Origin of the sequence: Rheinheimera sp., from assembly GCF_037442345.1 — a bacterium.
Lineage (GTDB): Bacteria > Pseudomonadota > Gammaproteobacteria > Enterobacterales > Alteromonadaceae > Pararheinheimera.
In genome coordinates, this window is record NZ_JBBIQL010000032.1 from 1 (window position 1) to 17,337 (window position 17,337).

Sequence of the window (17,337 nt, forward strand, 5' to 3'; positions counted from 1 at the left end):
CGAAGGAAGATAAATGAACAGATAAAACACTTGGCAAAAATGAGGTGTCCATATATATATTCACGGCGGGTCTGCGTGGGCTTTGCCTTTTCCGCTGCATCTGAACCCACTAGTGAATAGATAAGCAGTTTTTGCATAAAAACTGCTTATCTGACTGGCATTACTGACGGCCCTTTGGGTTTATAAGGTTTCTTCAAACAACTTCAGAATACGTTTGTATTCATCCAGCCAGCTCGACGGCTGACGGAAACCATGAGGCTCCACCGGGTAAATCGCCGTTTCAAAGTTGGCATTTTCATGCTCAATCAGGCGTTGCACCACCCGCACGACGTCCTGGAAAAACACGTTGTCATCCACCATAGGCGCATTGATCAGCAACTTCGATTTTAACCCTTCGGTGAAGTAAATCGGGGAGCTGCGACGGTAGGCGATAGGATCCACGTCCGGTGTATTGAGGATATTGGAGGTGTAAGGGTGGTTGTAATAGGCCCAGTCACTGACAGGACGCAGTGCCGCCCCCGCTTTAAACAGATCCGGTTGGGTAAACAGCGCCATAAAGGTCATAAAACCGCCATAGGAGCCACCATAAGTTCCGATACGGGCACGATCCACATTGGCATGTTTCACCAGGTACTCCACGCCGTCCATCAGATCCTGAATTTCAGGGGTCCCCATCTGACGGTAAATGGCGGTACGCCAGTCACGGCCATAGCCTTTTGATGCCCGGTAATCCATATCCAGCACCACATACCCTTTTTGCAGCAACAGGTTGTGGAAGAAGTATTCACGGAAATAACCAGACCAGCCTAAATCGCTGTTTTGCAGGTAACCGGCACCATGGTTGAAGATCACGGCGCGGCGTTTTTCACCCTGCTGGTAATTGTTGGGCAGGTACAGCTTGGCAAAGACCGGTTGTTTGCCATGACTGGACGGCACGGCGACCACTTGCGGCGCAGCCCAGTTCATCGCTTTAAAAGCCGCTGTGGTGGTATTGGTTAACCGGCTGGCCGCAGCTTTGGGTTTGTTATCCATCAGGTAGAGCTCAGGTGGGGTCACCGAGTTGGACCAGGTCAGCAGCAGCTTGCTTTCATCCGGCGATAACTGAAAATCAGCCGAACCTTTGAGCGCCGTCATCTGTTCCAGTTGACCGGATTTCAGCCCAACCCGGTACACTTCATAAATGCCCGGGTGGCTGACATTGCCTTTGAAATAAACAAATTCGTCATTTTTGCTCAGCACAGGGCTGCTCACTTCAAAGGTCCCAGCTGTCAGCTTTTTCGCTTTGCCGTTCAGTGCTTTGACATACAAATGGGCATAACCGGATTCTTCCGACAGGTAGTACAGGCTGGTTTCATTGTGCAGCCAGCCAAAGTCATTGAAGCTGTAGTTAACCCAGGCATCGTCATGCAAACGGTGCTGGCTGACTAAACGTTTTTTGGCAAAATCCACAGTCGCCAGCCAGCGGTCTTTGTTATCCCAGGCTTTGAGCATCACAGCCACCTGCTCACCATTCGGGTGCCATTGAATGGCCCCGTTGGCCCAGCTCCAGTCGTTCAGCAGCGAAATAGCCCGTGGCGCTTTTTTCGACTCGTAGCTTTTACCTTCGGCTTTGGCGTTTTCCGCTTTGACGCTGGCAAGCACATCCTCATCAAAACCCGGCAGGCTGTCGTATTTCAGCTCGGTCACTTCACCTGTGGCCAGCTCCACCAGCATCAACTGCTGGGATTGCGGCTTTTGGTCGGCCACACGGCGGCGCACCTGCTCAGCGGCAATATTGCCAGAGGCAGTGATGTAGTTTGGCATAATGTCCTGATCATCACGCCACGACGTTTTATCGGCCAGTGCTACCAGCATTTTGTCGGCTTTGGGCGACAACACAGCGCTGGCAATACGTTTGTCTTTTTTCAGGTAAACGGCTTTGGGCGCCAGCGTTGGGTTTTGCTTGGCCAGCAACTGCTGCTGCTCGAACTTGTCTTTGGCATTCTGATGCTCAAGCGCAATAAACTGGATCAGCTTGTGCTGTTCCTGCGCTTTGTAATCCTTGCCGACTTGTGGCGCTTTCGGCGCATCGGCATTTTTCAGGCTGACCAGTTCAGTCAAAGCACCGCTGGTTAAATCCAGCACCTGATAAGTCCAGCCCTGACGGAATGCCAGCCGGTTGTCAGCCAGAAACATCAAATCTTCAGCCGCAGTTGAACTGCGGGTGACCTGGCTGAGCTGACCTTGTTTCAGTACAAACACATTGCCTTCAAAGGTCCAGGCTTTGCTTTGTCCGTCCGGACTGGTGATCAGGCTCGCCGAGCCCAGTTGATGCCAGTTGGCCATAGGCACCAGTTGTGCCACTGACCCTGCGGCGGCCTGCTGGGAGTACCAATCGCGGATTTCTGAACCTTCGCGTTTTTGCTGGTAATACAAGGTGCTGCCATCGGCACTGAAAAATACATTTTCCACCGCGCGTTGCAGCCAGTCCGGATGCGCCATCGCCTGTTCGATGGTCAGGTTAGCCGGGCCTGACTGAGAGGGCTGCGCCACGGATACAGGCGCCAGCTGGTAGGTTTGTGGTTCTTTGGCCTGAACCGGGCTTTGTAAAGCAGCAGCCAGTAAAGCTGCCAATAACCAAGGTTTTGTTTTCATGCTGTTGTTCTTATCTGTGGTATCCAGCCTCTGTTATACAAAGAAAAAGCCGGGGGGCCAAGAGTTGCAAAGCGGCCTTGGGATTAACAGGAGCTAATGGGCGACAAGCGGACAGGACTGGAACCTCCGCCGCTGACGGCACCGGCATACCGTACGTCCTGTACATCGCCGAAAATTGCTCCTGCCATTTCGGCATACCGTACGTCCTGTACATCGCCGAAAATTGCTCCTGCCATTTCGGCATACCGTACGTCCTGTACATAAAAAAAGCCACCGCGAGGTGGCTTAAGGGAATGGCTGCATCAATGCAGACAGGAACAAGGTTTACAGCACAAGCCGCCGTTTAAGCGGCAACGGCTGGTGCCAGTTCAGCCAGGCGGGCTTTGGCGGCGGTCAGCGCTTTTTCTGCACTTTCGGCGCCCATATTCAGGCCTTCGGCATAGACAAAATGAATGTCCTTCAGACCGATAAAGTTCAGGAAACTTTGCACAAAAGGCGTCTGTGAGTCGGCCGCTGTGCCCTGGTACAAACCACCGCGGGTTGCCAGTACGATCACTGGTTTGTCATCCAACAGCCCCACAGGGCCTGTCTCAGTGTATTTAAAGGTGATGCCAGCGCGGGCCAGACGGTCAAAATAAGCCTTTAACTGGCTGGGAATGCCAAAGTTGTACATCGGTACACCAATCACAATGGCATCTGCCTTTTTCACTTGTGCAATGGCATTGTCAGACAAAGCAGCCAGCGCTTTTTGCTCTGGGGTCCGGTCGGACTCCGGCGTCATCCAGGCACCGATTTCAGCCATAGCCAGGTGTGGATAGCTGTCTTGGGCAACATCCAGCGTATCCACGCTGAAGCCTGCAGGTAATTGCTGCAAAAACTGCTGAGACAATTGATTGGATTGGCCTTTATCGCCACTGATTGAACTGTTGATTACCAGAATGTGTGCCATGTTTTACGCTCCTCTGAGTTGATAGGCACAGATTAACTCGAATTTTTTAGATAAAAAATCAGAATAAAACGCTAAATTAGTTCTATTTTTTCGAAAGTAGCCAGTCACATGCCTGGCTGTTGTCAGTGAACAGTTGCGGCTCAGGTCAGCAGTGCCACGCCGCCTTTCAGGTTATACACCTGCTGATAACCCGCCCTGGCTAACACTCTGGCAGCCAGCAGGCTGCGGTTGCCAGAGCGGCAGACCAATAAGATGCTTTGTTGGTTGTTCAGCTGGCCCTCGCTCAGCCGCTGTACCAGGCATGACAGTGGCACATGTTCAATCTGATGATCCGGAATATAGTGCTCCAGCGCACCGGCAACCTGCTCATAGGTTTCCCGCACATCCCAGATTTGCAAATCCCTTTGTTGCAGGAGCAAAGACTGCAACTCATGGGGACTGATCAGCGCCTTGGCATCGGACGCACTGACTTCCACCACACCACAAAAATGCTTTTGTTGTTGCTTCAGCCACTGGTGCTGCGCAGACAGTTGCTCCGTCCAGCTGTCACAACAATCCGGTTGCTGCAACAGGTTTTGCAGTACAGGTTGCTCCTGCAGGATCAGATCCCAGCGGGTAAAAAAGCGTTGGGCGTAATCGTGGCTGGATAACAGCAGGGTCTGTGGTTGCAACTGCTGTTGCAACAATTGCAGGCTCTTTACAAAGTCGGCCGCATTGCCGCCGGGTAAATCCAGCCGACCTGTGCCGCCGGGCAGAATTAAATCGCCGGTAAACGCAAACTTCTGCACGCCCTCTTCATCCACCAGTACAGTCACTGCCTCCGGGCTATGACCCGGGGTTGGCAGGCGGCGCAACTGGTAACGCCCCATTTGCAATCTGGTTTCCCCCTGCGGCCAGCCCAGAACATCCACCTGCTCAGCGCCGCAATAGCTGGCCAGCAGCGCGGCCAGTTCAGGCCGGGCCGAGGGGTGATCCTTGTGCAGATGGGTGTCCAGAATAGCACAGACCTGCAGCTGATGGCCCTGCACCAACTGGGCAATTCGGCTGGCCAGGCTTTGTACCGGGTCTATCACGACCAGGCGTTTCGCGTTGGCGTCCACCAGCAGGTAACTGCATAAATCTTCATGTTTTAACTGGATCAAGCCATCAACCGGCTGCAAATCGGTACTTTGTGCGTCACTGACCACCAGGCAACAGCTGTCCACCACCGACTTGAGCGAAGTGATACGCTCGCAAGCTGTCAGGCATTCCTGCTCTGTCATGGCCGGGCCAAAAGACAACCGCACAGCCCCCTGCGAGCGCCATAATTCCAGGCCCATCGCATTCAGCACAAAGCTGCTGGGGATTTTCGAGCTGCAGGCAGAACCTGCGCTGACACGGATAGCCGCCGCATCAAACAAATCCAGAATGTCTTTACTGGCAAAACCCGGTACAGAGAAATTCAGCGTAGTGGGCACCACATAAGGCGCATCACTGTTAAGCACCAGGTGCGGAAACACTGTTTTCAACGCTGCCAGCAGGTGGGCGCGGTACTGCCACAAAAGGTCGCTGCTGACAAAATCGGACTGCTCTTTATTCAGCAACTGACGGAACACCGCATTGAGCGCTGCAATACCTGGTAAGTTTTCGGTGCCGGAGCGCAAGCCGGCTTCCTGACCGCCACCGGCCATCAGAGGCAGGTAAGGCGCGCCAGAGCGCTTGTACAAAAAGCCGATGCCTTTGGGCGCATACAGCTTGTGACCGCTAAAAGGTGCGTAATCCACCCCCAGTTGCTCCAGCTGCAAGGCGGTTTTCCCCAGCGCCTGCACACAGTCGACCAGCCACAGCGGTGGATGACTCCCCCCTTTAATCAAGGCGGATAATGCAGCCAAATCCTGCATCACACCGGTTTCGTTGTTCACCGCCATGGTGCAAATCAACGCACATCGCGGCAGCTGTTCGCGGATAAAGTCCAGGTCCAGCACCCCATCTTTGTTCACGGGAATAGCTTTGATTTTGGCATTCAGCCCCAGCACCTGATTCCAATGCTCCAGACTTTGTGGTACGGCTTTGTGTTCAGTCGCGCCATACAGCAACAACTGGGGCTGCCCGGCAGTCGAATCACGGGCCGCCGTCAGCGCAGATAACACGGCCACCTGAATGCCTTCGGTGGCGCCAGAGGTAAAAATAATATCGCCCTGCCCGGCCCCCGTCAGTTCCCGTGCCAATTGCCTGGTTTGCTCTAATTGAGCTTTGGCTTTAATACCTGTGGCATGACTGGAGCTTGGATTGCCAAAACTCTGTTGCATCGCATACTGAGCGGCCGCTGCTGCACAGGCTAAGACGGGAGTGGTGGCATTGTGATCCAGATAAATTTCCGGATTGGGCAAAGCGGTCATACTGAGCACCTTTATATAACTAATGGTTATATTGATATAATAGGAATGATAAACCAGAGCCAAAAGCAAGGACAAGCGAAAAAACAGCATGGTTCAGGTAAAAAAAAACCGCCAGTACGGCGGTTTTTTTAAAAAGAAATGTTATTCCACTAAATCTTTTGGAATTTGTGAGCGCAAGCCGGACCAGATAATACCGCTTTCTTTGCCGTATTTACGCACGGCAAACACTACTTCGTCGTGTTTCCCAGCTTCAGCGTACAGTTTTAACTGTTTGTAATACTGGCGCGCCAGCTCACGGGCTTCAGGATTGGAAAAGTAAAAACGCGCAATTTTGTTATAAAGACCACGGAAGCCGTTGAGGATCAACACATAAATACGGTTGGATGAATGCAGCGCCAGTTCATGGTTCAGGTTGTAATCAAACTCGGCAAAAGCTTCCGCGCTGTCTTCCAGCTGTTCTGCCGCAGATAAAGCCGCAATAACCTGCTCTTTATGCGTTTTCACCGCACCGCGGATGTAAATAGCGCTGATATTGGTGCGGGCCGACAATAATTCGTTCACCAGATCAGGCATTTGATCTTCATCCAGCCGTGCCAGAGTTTCCAGAATATTCAGGCCTGACGTTTCCCAAAAATTATTGACTTTGGTTGGTTTGCCATGCTGGATGGTCAGCCAGCCATCACGGGCCAGGCGCTGCAACACTTCGCGTAATGTTGTACGGGTCACACCTATTAATTCAGACAATTCACGCTCAGCCGGCAAAATTGAACCAGGGGCGAACTTTCCGTTCCAGATCGACTCAACGATATATTCTTCGGCAAAACCCGCCGGGCTTTGAGCTTTAATCAGATTCATAGTCATGCAATATGGCCCGCAATCATTGTTATTATGGGAAAACGGCACTGATTGTACCAGAGGTGCGGCAGTTAACAAGCCGGGTGTTTAAAATTGCGTTAAGGCAGAGCAAAGCGTGGCGACAAGCCGCCAAAAAACCCGTTCGAACAGGCATTTGGCGGATCGCCACAGACATCGGTTGTGTTTGCCGTTGATTTGCTCTAGATTGAGCCCATAAAAAAAATTTGTTCGAACAAACAAAGGGATCCGAATGTTGGTGATTCTGGCCAAATGGTCAAAACAACGCTGGGCTTGGGGCCTGTTGGCGTTCTCTGCGCTGGTGCTGTTACTGGCCGCTCTGTATTTTCAGTATCAGATGAATTTAGCACCCTGCATGTTGTGTGTGTACGCAAGGGCCGCCTTGACCGGTGTGTTGCTGGCTGGCCTCATTGGAATGCTGTCCCCGAAGAGCGGTCTGGTACGCAGCATCGCCTGGCTTTTGCTGGCTACCTCTGTCGGTTGGGGCCTGTTAAACAGCCATGAACATGTGCAGGTTGAACTGCTGGTGCAATCTGGTGGTTTATACACCTGCAGTCTGTTCCCTGAATTCCCGCTGGGTTTGCCACTGGACAGCTGGTTGCCCGCCGTCTTTAATCCAACAGGTATGTGTGGCGAAGTGGCCTGGTCATTTCTTGGCTTATCGATGCCCGAATGGACCCGGATTATTTTTGTTATCTACAGTCTGTTAAGCCTGATGCTGCTGTTCAGTCAGTTTAAGAAAGTGAAATACAACCCCTACGATTAGCAGCAATAAAAAAGGGCCATTCGGCCCTTTTTTATTGTGCGTCTATCTGGCCTCAGCCAATGATATCCAGCAGCTCTACGTCGAAAATCAGCGCGCTGAACGGGCCAATTTTACCACCAGCACCGCGCTCGCCATAGGCCAGTTGGTGCGGGATATACAACCGTAATTTGGTGCCCACCGGCATCAGCTGCAACGCTTCTGTCCAGCCGGCTATTACACCGGATACCGGGAATTCGGCTGGCTGACCACGGTTGTACGAACTGTCAAACACAGTACCGTCAATCAGGGTGCCGTGGTAATGAGTGCGGACTGTGGATGCACGCGTTGGTTTTTCACCTTCGCCTTGCACCAGCACTTCGTACTGCAGACCGGATTCTGTGACCGTAATGCCTGGTTTCTTGGCGTTTTCAGCCAGGAAAGCTTCACCGGCCGCGGCCAGCGCTTTGGACTGTTCAGCTTGTTGAGCTTCCATCCGCTCGGTGATCACAGCAAAAGCCTGACGGATTTGCTGTTCAGTCACTTCGGGTTCATCGCCCTGGAAAGCGGCCGCCAGACCTGCGGCTACAGCCAGAATATCCAGCCCGTCAAAAGGATTGTCAGCCAGCTGCTGACCCATCTGCAGACCAATACCATAGCTGGCATGCTGCTCAAGAGTAGTAAATTTAGTCATACGACCTGCTTATGTTTAAGGCAAAAAACGCCTGGTTGTGACTCGACCCCTGTCCTGTGTATGGTCAGGGGATATACCCGTCGCCCTTAACGCTGCAGCTTTGTTGACTTCGCCCACTCGCCCCGCTCACATCGATCTCCTATGCTCCCGGGAACTCACTGGCGTGTCGACTCGCCGAAACTTCAAGTAACTTGGGTATACAGGTCACGGTTCAACCCGGTCACACCGGATCACGAAAGTTGTTGCACCTGGGCCCACAGCCCCAGCACCAGCTGTTGGTCCTGTGCATTCAGTTCACCATTGGCAATGGCCTGCTGCAGGCTCTGATCGATATCCGCTTTTAATTCATTCAGCGCAAAAGCCTGCTCAGCGACCTGCCGCTGCCCTATGGCCAAATCCACATGACCCCGTAAATAACCACTGGCAAATAATTCGTCGTCGCTGGCTTTTGGCACCAGCGCATCAAAAAAATCCGCCACCCGGCCAATAAAATTCTCAACCTGCACTAGTCGTCCTCCAGTCCGAGACGATACATCACATAATCGTTATACCCCACCAGCACAGGGATAAGCCCCTGCAGCTCATGGTCCAGTCCGGCATCGCCGGTGTCGGCCAGCAAAGGCCGGCCTGCCAGTTCTTTTAATTTGCTTTTCGTCGCAATCAGCCAAATATTGTCGCGGCCTATGGCGCGGATCACCGCCGGGCTTAATTGTTGGTTGCCTCGGCCAAACACATGACCCTGCCCGCCAATTAAGGTGATCACCAGTTTGCAGTCATGGCCCTGCACCAGCTCAAGCAGTTGGCTGGCCGTGACATCTTTGGCAATCAGCTCGCCATTTTCCACCACGTCGACGCCGAGCAAAGTGTTCTCCAGCCCCAGCTCCGCCATCACCGCAGCCACAGTGGAGCCTGAGCCCATCACATAACGTACATTGGCATCCATTTGCGACACCACATAAGCGGCCAGATCATCCAGCACCAGCGCTTCCACTTCTTTGCCACCGCTTTTTACATTCTGCACATAACGCAATTCGGCCGGAATACGCATTTCGCCATAACGCCGGGCTTTCACCACGCCCTGGCGAAATGCCGTTTCATCGATATCCATCACCGGCGCTTCGGTCAGCGTCACCAGCTCCCCAGCCACCAGCTGGGCTATCACTTTACCTGCAGCGGCCGGGCTTATGGCATACACCCCGGAGTGAATTTTACAACCGGCCGGAATCCCCAGCACAGTGGTTTTATCCGCCACCACAGTGCAGATATTGCGGGCAGTACCGTCACCGCCGGCAAACAGCAGCAGGTCGACCCCGGCTTCGGCCAGCGCCTGTGCCGCCGCTTCGGTATCCATCGCCGAGGTGTCGGTTTGGGCCGGGCAATAACAGATGCGGTACTGAAAGCCCATTTCTGCAGCCAGGGTTGCGCCCATGGCGCCAGCCACAGTGTAAATCTCCAGCTGTTCAATAAAAGGCAACAAAGGCGTCAGCGCCTGACGGGTTTTTTCTCCGGCCATAGGCACTGCCCCTAACGCCAAAGCTTGTGCCACCACCCCATCGCTGCCTTTGAGGGCCACTGCACCACCGACACCGGCCACAGGATTAATAATCAGACCTAAACGAAACCGACTCGCCACCATCACCTCGGGCTGTACTTACTTTCAGCTGGCGCGCATTGTACTCAAGTCTGCCCTTATTGCCCAGCCACAGCCTGCACAGGCTCCTGCCTGCGGGGCAAGGTCCAGGCCAGATAACAGGCCGCTGCCGCCGCCACAGCGCTGGCGCAAAAGGTCAGCGTAGAGCCTGCCCCATCGGCCCAAATCAGACCGGCAACATAAGCACCTATGGCACCGCCGCCACCGTACACCACGCCGGCATACAAGGCCTGGCCCCGGCTACGCTGCTGCGGTGGGAAAAAATTCTGCACAAATTGCATCGCAGCGCTGTGGGCCAATGCAAAACTGGCGGCATGGAAAGTCATACTGAATGCCAGCCAGTACCAGTCTTGGGCCAGAAAAGCCACCATCAGCCAGCGCAGCACCGTGATGCCGTAACAAAACATCAATAATTTGCGGTAATGCACCCGCTGCAAAATGCTGCCGGCGAAGAAAAAAGCGACAATTTCTGCCAGTACGGCAATGGCAATCATCAAACCTGAGAAGCTGCCGCTATAACCCAAATCGCGGCAATACAGCATAAAAAAGCCATAAAAGGGCGCAAATCCCAGCTGCATCAGAAAGGTGGCGCCCATAAAGGTTAAAAAGGTTTTATGCCGGAATAAGCTGCGAAAACGAATGCTGGCGGCTTCAGTCTGACTTTTAATGGAAAAAGATGGTAACAGCCATAAAGTCCAGAGCAATAAGGCCAAAAAGACGCTGGCCGACCAAGGCAGAAACTCACTGCCCAAGTGCTGCAATAACCAGCCACCCAGCATCACCACCAGAATGTAGCCCAGGCTGCCAAAGCTGCGGATGCGGCCATAAACTTTGTTGTCGTTCTGCAGAAAGTGAAAGGCACTGACTTCCAGCTGCGGCAAAATGGCGGTCCAGAATAAGCTGTACAATGCCATGGCGGCCACCAAAGGCCAGTAGCCCACGTCAAAGTAGCTGACTCCCCAGCCCAGCGCAGCCAACACGGCCCCCAACCGCATGACAGATACGGGGTCGCCACGACGCTCCACCACCATGGCCCAGGCACTGGGGCCGACAATACGGGCGGCGGTCACAATGGCCAACAACACCCCTATCTGGTAGGAATTAAAGCCCCGGCCATCCAGGAACATCGGCAGGTAAGGCACAAAAATACCCAGCACGGCGAAATAGGCAAAATACGCCAGGCCAAGTTTGGAGCTGTTGGTCAGTTGCATGTTCAGGATTCAGAAAAGAAAAGCGCGCTATTGTAGCGCGCTCCTCATCAGGCAACCAGACAGCTGCACCGGGTTATTTGTCTGCTTAACGCAGCGCAGGGGTACTGACCTGCACATCGGCATTTTGCGCACGGTGACGCAAAAAGTGGTCCATCAGCACTATGGCCAGCATGGCTTCGGCAATGGGCACAGCCCGAATCCCCACACAGGGGTCATGCCGGCCTTTGGTGATCATTTCGGTTTCTTCGCCTGAGGTGGTAATGGTTTTACCGGCAATACTGATGCTGGAGGTTGGTTTGAGGGCAATGCTGACTTTCACATCCTGCCCGCTGGAAATGCCCCCCAATACGCCACCGGCGTGATTGGCAGTAAAGCCATCCAACCGCAGTTCATCGCGATGGGTTGACCCCCGTTGCTCTACCACCGCAAAACCATCGCCCACTTCCACCGCTTTCACCGCATTGATACTCATCATCGCATGGGCAATATCCGCATCCAGCCGGTCAAACACGGGCTCACCCCACCCGACAGGCACACCGGACGCCACCACATTGACGCGGGCTCCGACAGAATCGCCGTCTTTTTTCAGCTGCCGCATGTAGTCATCCAGCGCGTCCAGTTTGGCTGGATCGGCACAGAAAAATGGATTGGTTTCCACCGCGGCCCAATCGACCAGGTCCAGCTTCACCGGCCCCAGTTGCGCCAGATAACCGCGAATTTCGACACCAAACCTGGCTTTGAGGTACTGCTTGGCAATGGCGCCTGCGGCCACCCGAATGGCCGTCTCCCGGGCCGATGAACGGCCACCGCCGCGGTAATCGCGCAGGCCATATTTGTGCCAGTAGGTGTAATCGGCGTGCCCTGGGCGGAACAGGTCTTTGATCGCCGAATAGTCCTGGGAGCGCTGGTCAGTATTTTCAATCAGCAAACCAATGGAGGTGCCTGTGGTGTAGCCTTCGAACAGACCGGACAAAATTTTTACCACATCATCTTCACGCCGGGCCGTGGTGTAACGGGAGGTGCCAGGTTTGCGTCTGTCCAGCTCGTGCTGCAGTGCGTCCAGGTCCAGCTGAAAGCCCGGAGGCATACCATCGACAATACCGCCCAGCGCCGGCCCATGGCTTTCACCAAAAGTCGTCACCTTAAACAACTGGCCTATCGAGTTACCTGACATCCCCTTTACCCTCTTATCCGAAAAACTCTGACTGACTAATTAAACAACGCCTGATGCGCAACAAGATCCGCTTTGCTGATTGCAAAAACACCATGGCCGCCCTGTTCAAACTCCAGCCACTCTAAAGGCAACTCCGGATACAACTGGTCCAGCGCCGCCATACTGTTGCCCACTTCACAAATCAGCCAGCCGCCATCATTTAACTGAGCTGCAGCCCCCGCCAGAATACGCCGGGTCAGTTCCAGGCCATCGGCGCCGGATGCCAGCCCAAGCTCCGGCTCATGGTGAAATTCCGCAGGCAAATCCGCCATGTCTTCGGCATCCACATAAGGCGGGTTGGTGACGATTAAATCGTAGGTCATGCCAGAGAGTGCCTCATAGCCGTCCGACAAAATAGGCACCACCTGGTGCTCCAGACCATGCATCTCGATATTGTGGATGGCAACATCAAGCGCCTCTTCGCTGATATCCACAGCATCCACTTCAGCAGCCGGAAACTGCTTGGCGCAGGCAATGGCGATACAACCCGAGCCTGTGCATAAATCCAGAATGCGCCGCGGTGCTTTTTCTGCAAACCATGGGGTAAAACGGCGCTGGATCAGCTCACCAATAGGTGAACGTGGCACCAGTACGCGCTCATCAACATAAAAGCTCAGGCCACAAAAATAGGCATGATGCGTCAGATAAGCGGCCGGAATGCGCTGCTCAATGCGGGCTGCGAGCAGTTCACAATAGGCACGGGCTTCGGTGCCGGTGATTCGGGTTGGCAGAATATTGTCGGTAAGGCGGTTTAAGTGCAGACAGGACGCCAGCAAAATTCCGGCTTCGTCCCAGGAGTTGTCGGTGCCATGGCCAAAATAGATATCGGCGTTGTTCAGCTGGCTGACACCCCAGCGCAACCAGTCATGAATGGTCTGCAACTGTTTTAAGGCTTCATCAACCAGTGCAGGTTCCAGGGCTGAATTCAGAGCTTCTGTCATTGTATTTTACTCAGTGCTTTAGGTAGACTGCCGCGATGAAAAAGACGCCCCCCATAACCGACGAGGATATCCGGCTGTTCCGTGACGCGGTCAGCGGAGCCAAACCTCTGCCTCAGGACTGTCATCTGCCGGAGCGGCCAAAGCGGCGGCCGAAGAAGGCTGTCACTTTAGCAAATAGCAGTCCGGATAGCCATTTGTTTTATTTTTCAGACCTGTATGAAGGGGTGTTTCCGGACAGTGGCGCATTGTCTTTTTTTCAGCCCGGTGAAGACCCTCACCTGCCGAAACGGCTGAAACGCGGTGAGTTTCAACCGGCAGTGGTGCTGGATTTACACGGCTTAACCCAGGAAAAAGCCAAAGAAGAACTGGCCGGTCTGTTGGCGTATTGCCAGCAGGAGCACCTGAACTGCGCCTGCATAGTGCATGGCAAAGGTCTGGGCATTCTGGCACGGCGGGTGCCGAACTGGCTGGTCCAACACCCCAATGTACGGGCTTTTCATACGGCTCCGACCGAATGGGGCCGGGACGGTGCCTTATTGGTCTTGTTGAAGACGCCGCAGTAACCACTCAGACCGAATGCTGCACCAGCTGCACCAAGGCCGGGCTGGCATACTCCAACAACACCCCATGGCCTGGCTTGAACTCAAGACAGGCGACACCGGCAGTGTCAAATATCGGCGTCTGGCCCTGGCGGGTAAAGGCTTCCACCAAAAAACTGACCAGTGGCATATGAGACACCAGCAGAATACGCTGGTCCGGCTGTTCGCTCAGCTGCAATTCAATAAAATCCAGCACCAGTTGAGCATTGCCTTCAGGCACCAGATCGGTATTGGTTTGCACCGGAGTCAGTGCCAATCCGGCTTCCGCTATCAAGGCCGCGGTTTGCTGGGTACGGCGATAAGGGCTGGCGTAAATACAATCAAAAGCACTATAGTGGTGCTGTAGCCACCCGGCCATTTGTTGTACTTCGCGGATCCCCGCATGGGTTAATTGTCGTTCGCTGTCGCTACTGTACTGCGGCTGTGCTTCACCATGCCGCATAATAACCAGATTCACCATTGCTGCTACCAGTTACAACTTCGCGCTCGCCGCGAAAAGAGTGCGCTATGATAATGAAACTTAGCTTGCTCGGTAACTGCCAATAAAGCATAAAATGACGTTATGATATTCCTATTAGCTATGATGAACCGTCGCCTTCAGTTTTTACGGTTCCGGACACGAGGCCTGTTTTGAACGCACAGTCACTACTGCAAAGTCCCAACGATAACCGCCAGTTTCTCGCGCTGACTTTGAGCAATCATTTAGCCGTTTTATTGGTGCATCAACAGGATGCGGAGAAAAGTGCGGCGGCACTGACGGTCAATGTTGGCCATTTTGACGACCCTTTTGAACGTCAGGGGCTGGCGCATTTTCTTGAACATATGTTGTTTCTCGGCACCGAAAAGTACCAGGGGGCCGGTGATTACGCCCACTTTATCAGCCACCACGGCGGCAGCCATAATGCCTGGACAGGCACCGAACACAGCAGCTTCTTTTTTGATATAGACCCGGACTATTACGACGAAGCGCTGGACCGCTTTGCCGATATGTTTAAAGCCCCGCTGTTCCATGCGGATTACATTGACAAAGAACGTCAGGCCATTGAAGCCGAGTTTTCATTAAAACTGAAAGACGATGGCCGGCGGATTTATCAGGTTCACAAAGAAACCGTCAACCCGGCACATCCTTTCGCCAAATTTTCGGTCGGTAATTTGTCCACGCTGGCCGATACCGCAGAACAAAGCCTGCAACAGGCTGTGCAACAATTTTTTCGTCAGCATTATGGCGCGCGTCGTATGACCTTGTGCCTGGTGTCCTCCTTGCCGCTGGAGCAGATGCAGCAGCTGGCTGAGCGCCATTTTGCCGCCATTCCAGACCATGTGGCACCCAAAGCCCCGCTGACCGAACCTTTGTATCTGGATGAACAGCAACGTATTCAGCTGTCGATCGAACCGCATAAACACAGTCAACGGCTGGTGGCCAGTTTTGCACTGCCCGACATTCAGCCACTTTATAAGTACAAACTGATTTCTTTCTTAGCGCATTTATTGGGCGATGAAGGGCCAGGCTCTTTATTGTCAATGCTGAAACAACGGGGCCTGGTCAACCAGCTTAGCGCTGGCGGAGGCATAGACGGCAGTAATTACAAAGACTTCAGTGTGTCTTTTGAGCTGACCCAGGCGGGTCTGAATGCCTGCTCGCCAATACTGCAGCTGTTATTTGGTCAGATTGCGCTGCTGCGTCAGTCGCCTTTCCCATTAAACCTGTTTCTGGAGCGCCAGCGCCTGGTGCAATGGAGCTTTTTGTATCAGGAGCCGAACACAGCCCAACAAACCGCCTGTGATCTGTCGGTCAATATGCAGCATTACCCGGTACAGGATTACCTGTATGGCGACTACCGGATGGACTTGCCCTCAGAAACCTTATACCGCCAGCTGCTGGATTATTTCAGGCCGGACAATTTGCGGGTGATGCTGATTGCGCCAGAACTGCAGACCGACAAACAAGCACGCTGGTACCATACCCCTTACCGGGTGGAAAAATTAACTCAGGCTCAACTGGAACAACTGGCCAATGCCCAGCCGGCTCTGGACGCCTCGCTGCCCAAACCCAATCCCTATCTGGTAGAAACGCTGGAGCTGCTGCCTGACAGTCAACATCAGAGTGTACCGGAACTGTTGCTGGAACAACCCTCGCTGCGCCTCTGGTTTAAAGCCGATACAGAGTTTCATACCCCTAAAGGCCATGTCTTTGTGCAGCTGAATTTGCCACACAGCATTGCTTCTGTTGGCGCCATGGCGCAGACCCGGCTCTGGCTGGAACTGTTTCAGGACCTGATTAACGAAAACCTCTATGCAGCGACCACAGCGGGCCTGACCTACCATTTGCATGTGCAGAACAATGGGCTGAGTGTGCACTGCGCCGGTTTGGCGGGCCATCAGATCCGCTTGATGCAGGATATTCTGCAACAGCTGCAGCAGTGCAGTTTTACTCAAGACCGCTTTGAAGAAATTCGTCGTCAGTTGGTGCGGCACTGGCAGAACCACAGTAAAAGCAAACCTGTGTCCAAATTATTCAGTCAGCTCTCGTCCTTATTACAACCCCTGAACCCGGATATTGAACAACTGGCTGCTGAACTCAGTGCAGTGCAGTTCAATGAATTCCAGCAGTTCCACCAGCAGCTGCTGAGCCAGGTGTCACTGGACGCCTTTATGATTGGTAACTGGCCACGTTCTCAGGCCCAGGCTTTGACGTCTGTACTAAGCCAGTTTTTACAGAACCTGTCCAATGGCCCTTTCCTGCCAAGGCAACGTTACAGCACCGCCAATATAGGCCCGGTCTGGCTGGAGCAGCAGGTGGAACACAATGATCAGGCGTTGATCATCTATTTGCCTGCACAGCAAAAAACCGCCACCCAGATGGCGTTGTTTATGCTGGCCAATCATTTGCTGGCACCAGAGTACTTTCATGAGCTGCGCACCGAGCAGCAATTGGGGTATCTGGTCGGCACTGGCTATGTACCGATGAATTTGCTGCCCGGCATTGCATTTTATATTCAAAGCCCGGCAACGGCATGCAGCACTTTGTATCAGGCCACTCTGGATTTTTATAAAAACTTCCTGTCTGAGCTGGAACAACTGACCCCGGAAGATTTTGAACAGATGAAACAAGGCCTGTTAACCCAAATCCGGGAACGGGATGCCAGCCTGGCGGCCCGCGCCAAACGCTTTTGGCTGGCAATTGCCCAAGGCGATCACCAATTCCATTTACAGCAGCAGATTGAATCGGCGCTGCAGCACTTGCCGCTGGGCGATTTCATCGCGTTTTTCTATCAGTTACTGGCACCTGAGTACGATGCAATTTTCCTTGCCACCGGACCAGCACCGGCACACAGCCACCTGAAAGTGCAAAATGCCAGCGATTGGCATCGACAGTTAGAGTTGCAAAAGGAATAGTTTTGACAGTCTGTTAGAGTTTCGTTACTTTGGATTGTGATAACAATAAGAACGAG

The 17,337-nt window shown here is 53.4% G+C and carries 15 protein-coding genes; 3 read left to right on the forward strand and 12 right to left on the reverse strand.

The window, feature by feature from the left end; genetic code table 11:
* Positions 1-180: 180 nt before the first annotated feature.
* The 5 genes from WKJ04_RS16645 to fadR form a co-directional block, all read right to left on the reverse strand.
* Entirely contained in the window at positions 181-2,634 is a 2,454-nt protein-coding gene (locus WKJ04_RS16645) for a prolyl oligopeptidase family serine peptidase (RefSeq protein WP_337881444.1), read from the reverse strand.
* 83 nt (positions 2,635-2,717) lie between these two features.
* The gene (locus WKJ04_RS16650; RefSeq protein WP_337881445.1) at positions 2,718-2,870 is read right to left on the reverse strand and encodes a hypothetical protein; all 153 of its coding nucleotides are present in this window, start codon (positions 2,868-2,870) and stop codon (positions 2,718-2,720) included.
* Positions 2,871-2,977: 107 nt separating this feature from the next.
* Positions 2,978-3,583, reverse strand: a complete 606-nt coding sequence (locus tag WKJ04_RS16655; protein ID WP_337881446.1) for an NAD(P)H-dependent oxidoreductase — start codon at positions 3,581-3,583, stop codon at positions 2,978-2,980.
* Positions 3,584-3,723: 140 nt separating this feature from the next.
* Positions 3,724-5,961 carry an aminotransferase class V-fold PLP-dependent enzyme gene (locus WKJ04_RS16660; protein WP_337881447.1) on the reverse strand — a complete coding sequence of 746 codons (2,238 nt, stop codon included), beginning with the start codon at positions 5,959-5,961 and terminating at the stop codon, positions 3,724-3,726.
* A 141-nt stretch (positions 5,962-6,102) separates the two neighbouring features.
* Positions 6,103-6,822, reverse strand: coding sequence for a fatty acid metabolism transcriptional regulator FadR (fadR, locus tag WKJ04_RS16665; RefSeq protein ID WP_337881448.1), 720 nt, complete (start codon positions 6,820-6,822; stop codon positions 6,103-6,105).
* Positions 6,823-7,066: 244 nt separating this feature from the next.
* Here fadR and dsbB point away from each other — a divergent pair, with 244 nt between their 5' ends.
* On the forward strand, positions 7,067-7,600 hold the full coding sequence (dsbB, locus tag WKJ04_RS16670) for a disulfide bond formation protein DsbB (RefSeq protein WP_337881449.1): 534 nt from the start codon (positions 7,067-7,069) through the stop codon (positions 7,598-7,600).
* Between the two features lie 52 nt (positions 7,601-7,652).
* Here the strand turns inward: dsbB and WKJ04_RS16675 are convergent, their stop codons facing one another.
* From WKJ04_RS16675 to prmB, 6 genes are all read right to left on the reverse strand, one after another.
* Complete coding sequence (locus WKJ04_RS16675) at positions 7,653-8,270, reverse strand: FKBP-type peptidyl-prolyl cis-trans isomerase (protein WP_337881450.1); 618 nt, start codon at positions 8,268-8,270, stop codon at positions 7,653-7,655.
* A gap of 230 nt (positions 8,271-8,500) precedes the next feature.
* Entirely contained in the window at positions 8,501-8,776 is a 276-nt protein-coding gene (locus tag WKJ04_RS16680; protein ID WP_337843624.1) for a YfcL family protein, read from the reverse strand.
* Positions 8,776-9,906: an ATP-NAD kinase family protein gene (locus WKJ04_RS16685; RefSeq protein WP_337881474.1), complete on the reverse strand. Its 1,131-nt coding sequence runs from the start codon at positions 9,904-9,906 to the stop codon at positions 8,776-8,778. Before WKJ04_RS16685 ends, WKJ04_RS16680 begins: the two co-directional genes overlap by 1 nt.
* Before the next feature lie 53 nt (positions 9,907-9,959).
* On the reverse strand, positions 9,960-11,132 hold the full coding sequence (locus WKJ04_RS16690) for an MFS transporter (protein WP_337881451.1): 1,173 nt from the start codon (positions 11,130-11,132) through the stop codon (positions 9,960-9,962).
* An 85-nt stretch (positions 11,133-11,217) separates the two neighbouring features.
* Complete coding sequence (gene aroC, locus WKJ04_RS16695) at positions 11,218-12,306, reverse strand: chorismate synthase (protein WP_337881452.1); 1,089 nt, start codon at positions 12,304-12,306, stop codon at positions 11,218-11,220.
* 35 nt (positions 12,307-12,341) lie between these two features.
* Complete coding sequence (gene prmB, locus WKJ04_RS16700; RefSeq protein WP_337881453.1) at positions 12,342-13,286, reverse strand: 50S ribosomal protein L3 N(5)-glutamine methyltransferase; 945 nt, start codon at positions 13,284-13,286, stop codon at positions 12,342-12,344.
* Between the two features lie 35 nt (positions 13,287-13,321).
* On the opposite strand from prmB, the gene smrB reads away from it, so the two are divergent.
* Positions 13,322-13,849: an endonuclease SmrB gene (gene smrB, locus WKJ04_RS16705; RefSeq protein WP_337881454.1), complete on the forward strand. Its 528-nt coding sequence runs from the start codon at positions 13,322-13,324 to the stop codon at positions 13,847-13,849.
* Positions 13,850-13,853: 4 nt separating this feature from the next.
* Here the strand turns inward: smrB and sixA are convergent, their stop codons facing one another.
* On the reverse strand, positions 13,854-14,345 hold the full coding sequence (sixA, locus tag WKJ04_RS16710) for a phosphohistidine phosphatase SixA (RefSeq protein WP_337881455.1): 492 nt from the start codon (positions 14,343-14,345) through the stop codon (positions 13,854-13,856).
* 170 nt (positions 14,346-14,515) lie between these two features.
* On the opposite strand from sixA, the gene WKJ04_RS16715 reads away from it, so the two are divergent.
* Positions 14,516-17,281 carry an insulinase family protein gene (locus WKJ04_RS16715; protein ID WP_337881456.1) on the forward strand — a complete coding sequence of 922 codons (2,766 nt, stop codon included), beginning with the start codon at positions 14,516-14,518 and terminating at the stop codon, positions 17,279-17,281.
* Positions 17,282-17,337: the final 56 nt, after the last annotated feature.